Source organism: Tianweitania sp., assembly GCF_032053605.1.
In the GTDB taxonomy this organism is placed as follows: domain Bacteria; phylum Pseudomonadota; class Alphaproteobacteria; order Rhizobiales; family Rhizobiaceae; genus Tianweitania.
The window spans coordinates 27,040-41,864 of the sequence record NZ_DAMBUH010000027.1 but is presented as its reverse complement, the minus strand read 5'-3'; the positions used below and the strand labels follow the sequence as shown (position 1 = coordinate 41,864).

Genomic DNA, 14,825 nt, shown 5'->3' with positions numbered 1-14,825 from the left:
GCGTCCCTCGCAGGCGTTCCTCGATTGGGGCTGGCGCATTCCGTTCCTGTTCTCGGCCGTGATGGTCGTGGTCGGCCTGTGGGTCCGCCTCAACCTCGTTGAAAGCGCGGCCTTCGAGAAGACCGTGGAGCGGGGTGCCGTGCAGAAGGTGCCGCTAGCCGCCGCCTTCCAGGGCCACTGGAAGGAGCTGATCCTCGGCACGTTCTACATGCTGGCGACCTACGTTCTGTTCTACCTCATGACGACCTTTTCCCTGTCCTACGGCCGCGCCGCCACCACCGCGCCGCTGCCGGGTCTCGGCTTCAGCTACAACCACTTCGTGCTGATGATGATCTTCGGCGTCGTGTTCTTCGGCATCTTCACGCTGGTGTCGGGACCGTGGGCAGACCGCTTCGGCCGCCGCCGCACGCTGATCTGGGTGACGCTGGCGATTGCGATTTTCGGCCTGCTTTGGGTGCCGATGCTGTCGGCCGGCACACTTGGCGTGATCGCCTGGCTGGTGCTCGGCTTCTCCTTGATGGGCATCACCTTCGGGCCGATGGGCGCACTGTTGCCGGAGCTCTTTCCGGCCAACGTGCGCTACACCGGCTCCGGCATCTCCTACAACGTGTCCTCCATCCTGGGCGCTGCTCTCGCTCCTTTCGTGGCGGTGGCACTGTGGAGCTATGGCAATGGCAGCCCGTTCTGGGTCGGCGTTTATCTCAGCGCCATGGCCGTGCTGACGCTGATTGCGCTGCTGCTTGGCCGTGAAACCAAGGATGTTGATATCAACGTCTGAGTTGAGATCAGATCAAAGAACAGGAAAGCCGTACCCCAACAAGGATGCGGCTTTTTCTTTGCAGACGCAGCAAAAGCGCTCGCTTCTGGATGCAGTGAAAGCATGCAAGTACAGCAACGCGCTAACTCAACCCGGAAAGTCTTGGTCGCAAGCCGGCTCTTTGCCGTAGAAAAAGCCGGCGGGGTTCGGCATAAGGGCGCAGCTTTGCCTGTGTGAGCCCCCGAGTCCAAGATGCGTTTCAAACCTGCCGAAGATCTCCAACCCAACAGCTTCGCTTTTGAAACGACGCCCTTGGTGAAGGCGTCGGGCTTCCGCGAATATGATGCGCGCTGGTGGTTCGGTCATCCGGCATCGAGCAAGACGCCCGAACTGAACCTGATGGGCATGCAGGCGCTCGGCATGGGATTGGCGACGCTGATCCGCCGCCGCGGCGTCGCACCGGGCATCGTGGTTGGCCATGATTTCCGCTCCTATTCCATGGCAATCAAGATCGCGCTTACGCAAGGGCTGATGGCTGCGGGCGCCGAGGTCCATGACATTGGCCTCGCATTGTCGCCGATGGCCTACTTCGCGCAGTTCGCGCTCGATCTGCCCTCCGTCGCGATGGTCACGGCCTCACATAATGAAAACGGCTGGACCGGCGTGAAGATGGGCTGCGAACGGCCGCTCACCTTCGGGCCAGACGAGATGAGCGCCTTGAAGCAAATCGTACTCGACGGCGACTTCGATCTGGTTGGCGGCGGCACCTATCGCTTCGTTGAAGACTTCCGCCGGACCTATCTCGACGATCTCGTGGCGAACAAGCGCATCAGCCGCAAGCTGAAGGTCGTCGCGGCCTGCGGCAACGGCACGGCTGGCGCCTTTGCGCCGGAGATTTTGGAGCGGCTGGGCTGCGAGGTGGTGCCGCTCGATACCAATCTCGACTTCTCCTTCCCGCGCTACAATCCGAACCCGGAAGACATGGAAATGCTTCATGCCATCCGAGACAAGGTGCTTGAGGTCGGCGCCGATGTCGGCCTCGGCTTCGATGGCGACGGGGACCGTTGTGGCGTGGTGGACAATGAGGGCAACGAGATCTTTGCCGACAAGGTCGGCGTGATGCTCGCCCGCGACATCGCCAGCCAGCATTCCAACGCTCAGTTCGTGGTGGACGTGAAGTCGACCGGCCTGTTCCTGACCGACGAGGACCTGAAGGCGAAGGGCGCGAAGACCGATTACTGGAAGACCGGCCACTCCTATATCAAGCGCCGTGTAAAGGAACTCGATGCCATTGCCGGCTTCGAGAAATCAGGTCACTTCTTCTTCAACCCGCCGATCGGGCGCGGCTATGATGACGGGCTGGTCACCGCACTGGCCGTCTGCGAAATGCTCGACCGCAATCCCGACCGCTCCATGGCCGATCTTTACCGCGCGCTGCCCGTGACCTACGGCACGCCCACCATGTCGCCGCATTGCGACGACGACAAGAAGTACGGCGTGGTGGAGAAGGTGACCGCCGACTTTACCGCCATGCGCGAGCGCGGCGAGGCACTGGCTGGGCAGCAGATCGTGGATATCGTCACCGTCAACGGCATTCGCGTGACGGCGGAAGACGGCACATGGGGCCTGGTGAGGGCCTCCTCCAACAAGCCGGAACTGGTCGTAGTGATCGAAAGCCCGGTATCGTCGGAGCGCCGTCGTGCGATGTTCGACGCCGTGGACGCCGCTTTGCGCCGCAACAACGCCGTCGGCGCTTACAATCAGACCTTCTAAGGAGATCGCGATTATGGATGCGCGCCCTTCCGACCCCAAGAGCACGGACGCCTCTTCCGAACGCATCGTCGGCTTCGTGATGAGCGGCGGTGTGGGCTCGCGCCTGTGGCCGCTGTCGCGCGAGGATAATCCCAAGCAGTTCCACGACCTGTCCGGCGGCGGCTCCATGCTGCTGAAAACGGTGAAGCGGCTGAAGGTGCGCACTTCGGGTGAAACGCCGGTTTACCTGATTGCATCGGAACGCCACGCCGAACGCGTCCGCAACGATCTGGCGCCGATCGATCTGGCCGGCGGCGCGGCGATCTTCGAGCCGATGGGCCGCAACACGGCGGCTGCGGTCGCAGTAGCGGCACTCCGCGTTCTTGCGAGACACGACGACGCGCTGGTGTTGATCCTGCCGTCGGATCACGAGATTTCTACCGAAGCGCAGTTCTGGACGACCATCGAGAGCGGCGTGCCGGCGGCAAAGGCCGGCAGCCTCGTCGTGTTCGGCGTGAAGCCGACCCAGCCGGAAACCGGCTATGGTTATATCGAAGCGCCCGGCGAAGGCGACGAGCCGCGCAAGGTCAAGCGCTTCGTGGAGAAGCCCAACCTCGCCACAGCCGAGCGCTATGTCGCCGATGGCGGCTTCTACTGGAATGCGGGCATCTTCCTGTTCAAGGCGAGCGCCATGCGCGACGCCTTTGCGCGGCTGGCGCCTGAAATCTGGACCAAAGCCGAAGCGGCACTTGCCGAAGCATCTGATGAAGTCGGCGGCGTGTTCCTGCCAGCCGATCTCTATGCCGACGTGCCCTCTGACTCCATCGACTATGCCGTGATGGAGCGTGCTGACGACATCACCATGGTGCCGGCCGGCTTTAAATGGAGCGATCTCGGCTCCTGGCAGTCGCTACTGGAAGTCTCGCAAGCCGATGAGAAGGGCAATGTGAAGCTCGGCGACGTCGTCGCGATTGATTGCGAAAACGCCTATTTCCGCAGCCACGGCCGGCTTTTGACAGCCATCGGCATGAAGGATGTCGCTGTCGTCTCGACGCTGGACGCGACCTTTGTCGCACCGGTCACGCATTCGCAGCACGTCAAAAAGATTGTCGAGGAGCTGGAAAGAAACGGCCGCCTCGAAACCCGCTTCACCCCGACCGAAGATCGCATTGTTGAAAGCGGCGCCTGGCGCAAGCGCGTGCGGCACTGGCTGTTCGAGGAAACGCTGCCGCTCTGGTGCGAAAACGGAGTCGACCGCGTCCATGGCGGCTTCCACGAAGCGCTGTCTTTCGACGGCCAGCCAATCGCCGGCCGCGACAAGCGCGTCCGCACGCAAGCGCGCCAGATCTATGCTTTCGCCATCGCCAAGCAGCAGGGCTGGAGCGGCAACGCCGAACAACTGATCGCGCATGGTATCGAGTTTCTAGCAACGAAGGCGCGAACGGTGCGCGGCGGCTTCGTGCGCACTCTGTCCGTGGACGGCCGCGTCATCGATCCCGCCGAAGACGCTTATGACCATTCCTGCGTATTGCTGGCGCTGGCGCATGCCCATGCGGTCGGCAATCCGGACGCGATGCGGCTGGGCGACGCGACCTTCGAATTTCTTGACGAGCATCTTGAAGACCAGCGCCTCACCGGCTTCCTTGAGACGTCGGAAGGCAAAGGACTGCGGCGGTCCAACCCGCATATGCATCTGCTGGAAGCGTTTCTCGCCTGGCATCAGGTCACCGGCAAGCGGGCTTACCTCAGACGCGCCGCCCGCATCGTGGACCTATTCCGCTCCTCCTTCTTCGACGCCGATACCTGGACGCTCGGCGAGTATTTCGAGGACGACTGGAGCCGCGCCGAAGGCGAAAAGGGCCAGTGGACCGAGCCCGGCCACCACTTCGAGTGGGCCTCGCTGCTGATCGACTTCGCCCATGCCAGCGGCCAGAAGGATCTGATCCCGTTCGGCCGCAAGCTCTATGCGTCGGCGGTTGCCAACGGCCTCAACCGTGCGACGGGCTTGGCCTACGGCGCCGTGTCACGCGCCGGCCTGCCGCTCGACCGCCAGTCCCGCTCTTGGCCGCAATCCGAAGCCATCAAGGCCGCGATAGCGCTGGATGGTACGGACGGTCCTGATCTCAAGCCGGAGATCGAGCAGCGCGTCGGCCGTCTGTTCCGCTGGCACATCGACCCCGCGCCCACTGGCATGTGGATCGACCAGATCGACGAAAAAGGCCGGGCCTCCGCCACGGAAGTCCCGGCCTCGATCTTCTACCATCTCGTCAGCGCTCTGACGCAGTATCTGGATCGGGTAGAATAGGAGCCCCTCAGTAGGGGCTCTCCACGTTGCCGGTTTCCACGTAAACCGACTTCAGCTGCGAATAATGGCCGAGCACGGCCAGCCCATTTTCACGGCCGACGCCGGATGCCTTGTAGCCGCCGAAGGGGAGTTCCACCGGCGTCAGGTTGTAGGCGTTGATCCAGCAGGTGCCTGCCTGCAATTCGCCGATGACGCGGTGCGCGCGCGGCAGGTCGCGGGTGAAAACGCCCGCTGCCAGGCCGAACTCGGTATCGTTGGCGCGGGCAATCACTTCGTCTTCCTCGTCGAAGGCAAGCACGCTCATCACCGGTCCGAAGATTTCTTCGCGCGCGATCCGCATCTGGTCGGTGACGCCTGAGAACACCGTCGGCTCCACAAAGAATCCGCCTTCAAAACCCTGCATGGCTGGCGCATTGCCGCCAACGGCGAGCGTCGCGCCTTCCGCCTTGCCGGACGCAATATAGTCCATGACCTTGGCATGCTGGGCGGCATTCATCACCGGACCCATCTGCGTGTCTTCATCGAGCGGATCGCCAAGGCGGATGGCCTTGGTACGCTCCACCAGTCGCTCGAGGAAGCGGTCATGCAAGCCGCGCTGCACGAAAACGCGGGTGCCGTTGGAGCAGACCTGTCCAGCCGAATAGAAGTTTCCGAGCATCGCCCCGCCGATGGCGTTTTCGAGATCGGCATCGTCGAACACGATGATCGGCGATTTGCCGCCAAGCTCCATCGTGGCGTGCTTCATCTGCGAGCCGGCCAAGCCCATGACCTTCTTGCCGGTTGGCACGGATCCGGTAACGGAGACCTTCGCGGTGACCGGGTGTGAGACCAATGCGGCACCCACGTCACCGAACCCCTGCACGACGTTGAAAAGGCCGTCCGGCAAACCGGCTTCGGTGTAGATTTCAGCCAGCGCCAGCGCCGAAAGCGGGGTGTTTTCCGAAGGCTTGAAGACGAAGGCGTTGCCCATTGCCAGCGCCGGGCCGGACTTCCAGGCAGCGATCTGGATCGGATAATTCCAGGCGCCGATGCCGACGCATACGCCGAGCGCTTCCCGTTTAGTGTAAGCGAAGGGCCCGCCGAGATCGACGAAGTCGCCGTTGAAAGACTGCAACGCTCCGGCAAAGAACTCCAGCGCATCGGCAGCCGATGCCGCATCGGCGACCAGCGTTTCCTGGATGGGCTTGCCGGTATCGAGCGTTTCCAGCCGCGACAGCTCGGCATTGCGCTCGCGCAGCAGATCGGCCGCCCGACGCAGGATGCGCCCGCGCTCCACCGGCTTCAACCGCACCCATGTTGCTTGCGCCGACCGAGCGGCTTCGATTGCCAACTCCACGATATTGGGCGTGGCGGCATGAAGGCGGGCGATCACCTCGCCGGTTGCAGGATACAAAACGTCCAGCGTCTGGCCTCCTTCATCCTCGACGAAGCGGCCGTTGATGTAGTGAGAGGCTTTCGGCTGGACGTTCATGAGCGTTCTTCCTGCGGTTAAACGAGCGGGCTTTCCGGCCCCTGCAATACGACGACGCGCGTGCCGTTCGGAACGCGGCTGTAAAGGTCGATAATATCGGCGTTCAGAAGGCGGATACAACCGCTGGACACCGCGCGGCCGATCGACCAGTCTTCCGTCGTGCCGTGGATGCGGTAGAGCGTGTCGACGCCGTCCTTGAAGAGGTAGAGCGCGCGCGGACCAAGCGGATTGGTCGGCCCTGCGTCCATGCCGTTCGCAAGATGACCGTAGCGCTCGGGATCGCGCTGCATCATGTCCGAGGTCGGTGTCCAGCGCGGCCATTCGCGCTTGTACTGCACGCGCGCAACGCCCTGAAACTCGAGGCCCGCCTTGCCCACGCCGATGCCGTAGCGCATGGCACGTCCATTCATGCCGACGAGGTAAAGGTGACGCGCCTGCGTATCCACCACGATCGTCCCGGTCGGCTCATAGGTCTGGTAATCGACCTCCTGCCGGTAAAACTCCGGCTCGACCTTGGTCAGGTCGGCAGCGGCGACCGGATAAAGCTCGTCAGTCTTGGCCGCATACATTTCCTGATAGTAGGCCGGTACGACGCGCGGCGCGGGCTTCACCGACGCCGTCGTTTGCAGCCGAGACGACATGCAGCCGGCCAGGAAGACCGGTGCGGACAACATGAAAAGGCGGCGCGAAAGCTTGGGCATGGGAAATCGAAGTCCTGGGCTGGCAGAAGAGGCTTGCTCCAACGAGCGAGCACTAGGTCGTCCCCCATTCCCGTTAAAAATGTGCCTCTTTTTGAGCAATCGGGCGAACAAGGCGTTCAACACACCGTCAACGCTGTTGAAGCCGCCTTGCTGTGGCCCGGGAGGCTCAGTTTTCCCGAACCGACACGCCGTTCTCGTTCAACTGGATCTGAACGCCTTCGGGCTGCTGTTCCTCGCGATAAACATAGATACCGAGGCCGATGACCACGACGATCAGCGCGCCGAGGAGGAGGTAGAGCGTGTTCTTCTGCATTCCGAATGCCTTCTTGGAGGATAACGGCGCCTATATGGCTCAGCGGTCGCTGTTCTGCCAGCGAGGGTTGATCCAGGGCTCCTGATTGGATGGGGCTAAGGGCGTACGGCCGAGAATGTGGTCGGCGGCTTTCTCGCCGGTCATCAGCGACGGGCCATTCAGATTGCCGTTGGTCACACGCGGGAAGATCGAACTGTCCGCTACGCGCAATCCATCCACCCGGATGACCCGCGTTTGCGGATCCACCACTGCATGCGGATCGTCGGCGCGGCCCATCCGGCAGGTACCGCAAGGATGGTAGGCGCTTTCGACGTGCTCGCGGATGAAGGCGTCGAGTTCATCGTCGCTCTGGACATCCGAGCCCGGCGAAATCTCGCGCCCGCGATACGCGCCGAAGGCATCCTGCCCGAAGATCTCGCGCGTGAGGCGGATGCAATGGCGGAAGTCCGCCCAGTCCTCCTCCTGCGACATGTAGTTGAAGACGATCTTCGGACCCTCGGCCGGATCGCCCGACCGCAGCGTCACCGACCCGCGCGACTTCGAGCGCATCGGGCCGACATGAGCCTGGAAGCCGTGCGCCTTAGCAGCCGCCTTGCCGTCATAGCGCATGGCCGCGGGCAGGAAATGGTACTGAATATCGGGATAATCGATGCCCGCTTTCGAGCGCAGGAAGGCGGCCGATTCAAAATGGTTGGTGGTGCCGAGGCCGGTGCGCAGGAACAACCACTGCGCGCCGATCAGGCCCTTGGAGAACCAGTTCAGCTTGGAATGCAGCGTGATCGGCTTGAGCGACTCCTGCTGGATATAAAGCTCGAGATGATCCTGCAGGTTCTGGCCGACCCCCGGCCGATCCGCGACCACCGCAATGCCATGCTCGCGCAGATGCGCGGCCGGTCCGATGCCGGACAGCATCAGCAGCTTCGGCGAGTTGATGGAGGACGCCGCAAGCACCACCTCGCGACGCGCCTTCACGACCTGGATCTGCCCGCGCGCCTCGATCTCCACACCCGTCGCGCGGCCGTTTTCGATTACCACGCGCCGCGCGAAGCCTTTCACGAGACGCACGTTCGGCCGCTTGAGGGCAGGGCGGAGATAGGCGTTTGCGGCCGACCAGCGGCGGCCCTTGTAGATCGTCTGCTCCATCGGGCCGAAGCCCTCCTGCTTGGAGCCGTTATAATCCCGCGTGGTCGCGAAGCCCGCCTGCTGGCCGGCCTCGATGAAGGCCTTATAGAGCGGATTGGCGCCTGTTCCGCGCTGGACATGCATCGGCCCATCGGTGCCGCGCCAGCCCTCTTCGCCGCCATGGCTGGTTTCCATGCGCTTGAAGTAAGGAAGCACGTCGGCATAGGCCCAGCCGGCAGCGCCTGACTCCGCCCAATGGTCGAAATCCCTGGCATGGCCGCGCACATAAACCATGCCGTTGATGGACGACGAGCCGCCGACCACCTTGCCGCGCGGGGTGGCCAGAACGCGACCGCCGAGATGCGGCTCAGGCTCGGTTTTGAAGCCCCAATCATAGCGCGCCATGTTCATGGGGATCGACAGGGCCGAGGGCATCTGGATCAACGGTCCAGCATCGGTACCGCCGAACTCGATCACGATCACGGAATGCTTGCCGTCTTCAGACAGGCGGTAAGCGAGAGCGGAGCCGGCGGAGCCCGAACCGACGATGACGAAATCGGCTTCCATCATCACCTCGCCCGCAAACTGTCGTAGCTGACCATGACGTGCTCGGCATAGGCCGGGCGTCGCGTCAGGCGCTCGTAATAAGCCCGCAGCTTCGGCGTCTCTGCACGCTCGATCGGAAGGTCGAAGTAGCGGTAGAGGTAGGTGCCGATCACCATATCGGCGAAGCACACATCGGCATCTCCAAAATAGCCCTCGGTCGGCACGCCGGTTTCCAGGATCGCGGCCATGTCCTTCAGCCTGGCAACGCCGTCATCAAGGCTGGCCGGCAGCGGATCTCCCGGCTTCGTGCTGATGATTGGCCAGAACACGCTGGTCAGCAGCGCCGACACGAAGGTGGTCTTGATCCACTCCGCCCACTTGTCGACCGGCGCGCGTTTTGCGGAATCGCTTGGCCAAAAGGTCTCGTCGCCATACCTCGCTGCGAGATAGCGGACGATCGCCGCACTTTCCCAAAGAATGAGCCCGTCGATTTCAAGCACGGGCACATAGCCGTTCGGGTTCATGGCCTTGAAGGCGGGCGTGTCGTTGCCGCCGAACGCACCGCCGACATCAAGGCGCTCGAAGGTCAGTCCAAGTTCTGTCAGCGTCCAGGCGACCATCTGGACGTTGGAAGAGGTGGCGCGGCCATGCAGGGTGATCATGATCATTCGCCCCGCGGAAAGCGCTTGCTTTCTTCGAGCACGTTGAGATCCATGTGGTTGCGCATGTAGCGCTCCGACGCCTTTTGCAGCGGCTGGTATTCCCAGGGGTAGTAGGCGCCGTTGCGCAGCGCGGGATAGATCACCCAGCGCCGCGCCTGGCTGGCGCGTACATCGGCATCGAAGCGCGCCATGTCCCACCGGCTGCGCACAAAACTCATGAAGCGCTCGACCTCGACCGCATAAGCGGGATCGGCCGCGACGTTGGTCAGTTCCTGCGGATCGGACTGGAGGTCAAACAGCTGCGGCGGGTCGATCTCGCAATGCACGAACTTGAGGCGACCGTCGCGGATCGCCACCATCGGCGCATAGGAGCCCTCGGCGGCATACTCCATCAGCACGGGCTCGGAACGGCTTTCGCCTCGCGTGAGCGGCAGAACAGATTGCCCGTCGGTCCATTCGGCAATGCCGGACAGGTCGAGGCCGGCAAGATCGGCTAGTGTCGGCAGAATATCGAGGTTGGACACCGGCGCTTCGATCAGGCCCGGCGCCACACCCTTGCCTGCGATCATGAAGGGAACGCGCGCGGAGCCCTCATAGAAGTTCATCTTGAACCACAATCCTCGCTCGCCCAGCATGTCGCCGTGGTCGGAGCAGAACAGGATCAGCGTGTTCTCGGCCATGCGGGTCCGCTCGAGCACGGAAAGCAACTCGCCCACCTTGTCGTCGAGGTAGGAAATGCTGGCGAAATAGCCGCGCCGCGAGCGGCGGATGTCCTCGGCCGTCACATCGAAGGCAGGATAATCGCTGGCATGATAGAGCCGCTGCGAATGCGGGTCCTGTTCCTCATACGGAATGAAGCCGACCTCCGGCTCCAGATGCGCGCAGCCCTCGTAAAGGTCCCAATACTGCTTGCGCGCGACATAGGGGTCGTGCGGATGGGTGAAGGAGACGGTGAGGCACCATGGGCGAGCTGAAGCGTCGTCCGAGGTGCGGCTGAGATCATAAAGCTTCTGACAGGCGTGGAAGCAGACCTCGTCGTCATATTCCATCTGGTTGGTGATCTCGGCCACGCCTGCACCCGTGACGGATCCGAGATTGTGATACCACCAGTCGATGCGCTCGCCGGGCTTGCGGTAGTCCGGCGTCCAGCCGAAATCGGCGGGATAGATGTCAGTGGTCAGCCGGTCCTCGAAACCATGCATCTGGTCCGGGCCGACGAAATGCATCTTGCCCGATAGCGCTGTGTAATAGCCGGCCGCACGCAGGTGGTGCGCGTAAGTCGGGATCGAGGAGGGGAACTCGGCGGCATTGTCGTAAACACCGGTGCGCGACGGCAGTTTACCGCTCATGAAGGCGGCGCGGCCGGGTGCGCAAAGGGGTGAGGCCGTATAGTTGTTGCGAAAGCGTGCCGAGCGCGCCGCCAGCGCTTTCAGGTTCGGTGCATGCAGGAAGTCTGCGGGACCATCGGGAAAGAAGGTCCCGTTCAACTGGTCCACCATGATGATGAGGATGTTCGGCCGGCTCATGCTATCAGGGACCCTTATGGGAGTTTGGCGGAAAGGTAGTCTTCGACGAGCGCGATCGCGGACGCCGCATCAGGCTCGCCCTGTTTCAGCGCGCGGCGGATATAAAGCCCGTCGATCAGCGCAGCTATGCCTTCGGCCGTCGTCTGCGCCTGCTCGCGCGGAAGCAGTGCCGACAGGCCGCTCATCAGGTTTGAATGAAGCCGGCCGGCATAGATGCGCAGCAGGCGGCGCAGTGGCTCGGAGCGCTGCGCTTCGACATAAAAGGCCAGCCAAGCCGCGATGATCTCAGGCCGGAACTGCTTGGCCGAGAAGTTGACGTCGAGAATGGCGGACAGCCGCGCCCGCGGCGTCTCTGCGCTCTTCAGGGCCACGCGAGCATCGGCGGCAAGTTCCGCCAGAATATGCCGCATCGTGGCAAGCAGCAGGTCGTCCTTACCGCCAAAGTAGTGGAAGGCCAGCGCCGACGATACACCTGCGCGACCGGCAATATCGGACATGGTGACATCAAGCGTACCCGCATCGCCAATCGCCGCGATGGTCGCGTCGATCAGGGCACGGCGCCGAACGGGTTCCATTCCGAGCTTGGGCATCGCTCGGATTTAACTTTTATTGACTGGTCAATCAAGCAGGCTCGGAGTCGAAGTACTCCGCTGCTTCTTCGCGGCGCGCGAGCAGCCTCGGCGTGCTCAGCCGAGGCAAGGCTAAAGAGACCGCGCCGACGGCGGGAACGAGGATTGCGCGGCGGTCGAGGTCGATCCCACCCACCAGGCCGAGGAGTCGGATTTCGAGAAAGCGCAAGCCGATCGCGACGCCAAGAAGCCCGCGCAGGTTGATCTCGAAACAACGATGCGCCGGATGCCAGCCGGCTATGCTGCGCGGATGAAAGTCACGGCCGATCGCGGTGATCGGCAGGCGGCCGAGTTCCGGTGCTGCACGCAGAATGTGGGCGATGAAGGAGTTCGAGTTGGGGCCGGGCCAGGCGCAATAGTTTCCCTGCTGGGCGTAAGGGTAAGAGGCGATGGCGGCTTCCACGGCTGGGATCAGCCTGGCGGCAACTGCACCTTCGACCGCATGTTCGAGTAGGGGTGGGTTCGAGAACCAGAGGCCATCGGCAGGAAATCCGTTCTTCCAGATGACCTCGCCCCAGCCCATCTTGTCGTAGCGGTCGTAGGAGCATTCCCCCGGCTTGCGGATGACGATCCAGGAATGCCGGGCAAGCGCGCCCTTGAGGCCGGAGGTGCGGGCACTCAAAAGATAGATGGCAGCATTCGCGTTGCTTTCGGCATCGGGCAGAAGGCCGGTCGCGCTGCAATCCTGCCCGTCCCAGAACGCCCATTGGCTTCGCCGGCACCACCACATCAGCCGAACAAGAACCGGCACGGCGAAGAAGAGAAATAGAGCGGCGGCAACAAGCATCAGCATCCGGTGGCTCTCTCGATCAGCGAATCGACAAAGGCTTTGGCTGAAACCTGTTTCTCACCCCTCCTTGATGGCGTGATGAAGGATCCATGATGGTCTTGTGACCATTGCCGGCGCTAGCCGAGGATCGACGCGTCCACGCGGCCGAAGGCCGGGATCTTGATGGCCGGTTCGGTGACATCGATGCCCGCGACCACACCCATGAAGTGCAATTCAAAGCCTGACGTCGCGCCAATAGCCAGTCCGACAAAGCCGCCAAGTGTGACATGCAGGTCCCTGGTCTTGGGCGACCAGGCGATGTCGAAGAAGCCCGGCGCGTAATCGCGGCCCGTCGCGTTGGGCGGCATGCGCGCGCCGATCTCCGGCACCTGTTTCAGCACCCAGGCCACGAACGAGTTGGAGTTCGGGCCGGGCCAGACCACGTAATCGCCCGCGCGAGAATAAGGATAGGCATTCACCGCCGCTTCCACGCGCGGGATCAGCGCCTCGGCCTGCCGGCCGGTGACGGCGTGCATGATCACCGGCTCGTTGGAATACCAGCGTCCATCGGCCGGATAGCCGTTGCGGCGCACTGGATTGCCCCAGCCCACCACGTCATAGCGGTTGTAGCGCGGCGCGCCCTTCTCCTTGGTGACGATCCAGCTGTGAACGGAGATCGCGCCCTTCAAGCCGCCAAGCCGTGCGGCCATGACGTAAACGGCTGCGTCGTCGGCATCCTTGACCACAGGCAGCACCCCGCTCGCCGACCAATCGGCCGAGCGCCAGGAATTTGGACGCTCCTGCAGCATCCACCAAACCGTGGTCGCGGCCGTCGGCAGGATGAAGACGAGCAGGATGAAGAGAACAACGGCTTTCAGAACAGCCATGCAGCGGGTAAGCCTCGGAACGGGGAACACCCTCTATGTAGGAAGCCTGCGAGGCTTTCGCGATCACATTGGTGAGATAATGACAAATCCGGTTCTGGCGGAAGTGCTGCGCGGCGGTCAGGTGGAAAGCCGCCATCGTGGCTCGGTGGTGGTATGCGACGCATCGGGCGGGAAGATCATGGCGCTGGGCGATGTTGAAACCCCCATCTTCCCACGCTCGGCCGTCAAGTCGATCCAGGCGCTACCCTTCGTGGAATCGGGTGCCGCCGATGCATACGGCTTCGGCAACCGCGAGCTGGCGCTTGCCTGCGCCTCGCACAATGGCGAACCGGAACATGCCGCCCTCGCGCAAAGCATGCTGGAGCGCGCGGGCTTGAGCGAAGCCAACATGGAATGCGGCACCCATTGGCCATCCCGCCAGCAGGCCTCCCTCGACCTCGCCGCCAGCGGCAAGAAACCCAACCAGCTGCACAACAACTGCTCCGGCAAACATTCCGGTTTCCTGTGCACCTGCGCGCATGAGGGCATAGACCCCACCGGCTATGTGACGGCCGAACATCGGCTGCAGGAGATGGTGCGTGACGCCATGGAGAGCGTCACCGGCGCTAAGCATGATCCGGCCCATCGCGGCACCGACGGCTGTTCCATCCCGACCTATGCCGTGCCGCTCGAAAGCCTTGCTCTCGGCTTCGCCCGCATGGCAACCGGCGAGGGCTTGGGTCTCCAGCGTGCCGCCGCCGCCAAACGGCTGTTCACAGCCTGCATGGCCGAGCCGTTTCTGGTCGCGGGCACAGACCGGGCGGATACGGCGCTGATGCAGGCCGGAACCGGCAGGATCATGGTAAAAATCGGTGCGGAAGGGGTGTTTTGCGGTGCGATTCCGGAACTTGGGATCGGATTTGCCCTGAAATGCGACGACGGCGCAGCCCGTGCCGCCGAAGCGATCGTGGCACGTCTGCTGGAGATCCTGCTTCGCGGGGATGAAGATCTTGCGCCTAAGCTGAAGGCTATGGCCAATCCCGTGTTCAAGAATTGGAACGGCATAACCGTCGGCGGCGTCCGTACGCCGGCGGCGTTTCAATGACGGGTTGGACGTTCGATCAGCCTCGCAACGTTGCCTGCATAACCTGTCGGCCTGTGCTTGACGGACAGCCGGTTCTGGTCGTCACGCATTACAAAGACGACCATTCCTGGGCCTTTCTGAACGGGTCAGAACCGGATAATGCGACGGCGCTTTTGGTGGCGATGTCGACTGTTGTGGATCGCCATCCCGACCTCCACGACATATCCGACCTTCCTCCCGGCTGGTCGGCCAAGCGCGATGCGGCTGGACAACCCTGGTCGATGCGCCAGGACGAGTGAGCGAAGGTTGATTCCGGTTCGGT

At 62.9% G+C, this 14,825-nt stretch carries 14 protein-coding genes; 5 read left to right on the top strand and 9 right to left on the bottom strand.

Annotated features, from left to right (window positions below; genetic code table 11):
• The 3 genes from RTX98_RS08900 to RTX98_RS08890 all read left to right on the top strand — a co-directional run.
• Positions 1-778: MFS transporter (locus RTX98_RS08900; RefSeq protein ID WP_312796045.1), on the top strand; the 778-nt coding region annotated here is incomplete at its 5' end.
• A gap of 231 nt (positions 779-1,009) precedes the next feature.
• Positions 1,010-2,530 (top strand): phosphomannomutase/phosphoglucomutase, encoded by a 1,521-nt coding sequence (locus tag RTX98_RS08895; RefSeq protein ID WP_312796043.1) that lies wholly within the window; start codon positions 1,010-1,012, stop codon positions 2,528-2,530.
• Between the two features lie 13 nt (positions 2,531-2,543).
• Positions 2,544-4,814, top strand: a complete 2,271-nt coding sequence (locus RTX98_RS08890; protein WP_312796042.1) for an AGE family epimerase/isomerase — start codon at positions 2,544-2,546, stop codon at positions 4,812-4,814.
• 7 nt (positions 4,815-4,821) lie between these two features.
• On the opposite strand, the gene betB is transcribed toward RTX98_RS08890, so the two are convergent.
• The 9 genes from betB to RTX98_RS08845 form a co-directional block, all read right to left on the bottom strand.
• On the bottom strand, positions 4,822-6,285 hold the full coding sequence (betB, locus tag RTX98_RS08885) for a betaine-aldehyde dehydrogenase (RefSeq protein ID WP_312796041.1): 1,464 nt from the start codon (positions 6,283-6,285) through the stop codon (positions 4,822-4,824).
• A gap of 17 nt (positions 6,286-6,302) precedes the next feature.
• On the bottom strand, positions 6,303-6,986 hold the full coding sequence (locus tag RTX98_RS08880) for a L,D-transpeptidase (protein WP_416223090.1): 684 nt from the start codon (positions 6,984-6,986) through the stop codon (positions 6,303-6,305).
• A gap of 166 nt (positions 6,987-7,152) precedes the next feature.
• Complete coding sequence (locus tag RTX98_RS08875; protein ID WP_312796040.1) at positions 7,153-7,299, bottom strand: hypothetical protein; 147 nt, start codon at positions 7,297-7,299, stop codon at positions 7,153-7,155.
• A gap of 39 nt (positions 7,300-7,338) precedes the next feature.
• A complete protein-coding gene (gene betA, locus RTX98_RS08870) occupies positions 7,339-8,988 on the bottom strand; it encodes a choline dehydrogenase (protein WP_312796050.1) in 1,650 nt (549 codons plus the stop codon).
• A gap of 2 nt (positions 8,989-8,990) precedes the next feature.
• On the bottom strand, positions 8,991-9,629 hold the full coding sequence (locus tag RTX98_RS08865) for a glutathione S-transferase family protein (RefSeq protein WP_312796039.1): 639 nt from the start codon (positions 9,627-9,629) through the stop codon (positions 8,991-8,993).
• A 2-nt stretch (positions 9,630-9,631) separates the two neighbouring features.
• A complete protein-coding gene (betC, locus tag RTX98_RS08860) occupies positions 9,632-11,155 on the bottom strand; it encodes a choline-sulfatase (RefSeq protein ID WP_312796038.1) in 1,524 nt (507 codons plus the stop codon).
• Positions 11,156-11,169: 14 nt separating this feature from the next.
• Positions 11,170-11,745 carry a choline-responsive transcriptional repressor BetI gene (betI, locus tag RTX98_RS08855; protein WP_312796036.1) on the bottom strand — a complete coding sequence of 192 codons (576 nt, stop codon included), beginning with the start codon at positions 11,743-11,745 and terminating at the stop codon, positions 11,170-11,172.
• Positions 11,746-11,776: 31 nt separating this feature from the next.
• On the bottom strand, positions 11,777-12,577 hold the full coding sequence (locus RTX98_RS08850; RefSeq protein WP_312796034.1) for a DUF3750 domain-containing protein: 801 nt from the start codon (positions 12,575-12,577) through the stop codon (positions 11,777-11,779).
• Positions 12,578-12,690: 113 nt separating this feature from the next.
• Positions 12,691-13,440, bottom strand: coding sequence for a DUF3750 domain-containing protein (locus RTX98_RS08845; protein WP_312796033.1), 750 nt, complete (start codon positions 13,438-13,440; stop codon positions 12,691-12,693).
• Between the two features lie 79 nt (positions 13,441-13,519).
• Between RTX98_RS08845 and RTX98_RS08840 the strand changes: the two genes are divergently transcribed.
• Entirely contained in the window at positions 13,520-14,524 is a 1,005-nt protein-coding gene (locus RTX98_RS08840) for an asparaginase (protein WP_312796031.1), read from the top strand.
• Positions 14,521-14,802 carry a hypothetical protein gene (locus tag RTX98_RS08835; RefSeq protein WP_312796030.1) on the top strand — a complete coding sequence of 94 codons (282 nt, stop codon included), beginning with the start codon at positions 14,521-14,523 and terminating at the stop codon, positions 14,800-14,802. The genes RTX98_RS08840 and RTX98_RS08835 overlap by 4 nt, the downstream gene beginning before the upstream one ends.
• Positions 14,803-14,825: the final 23 nt, after the last annotated feature.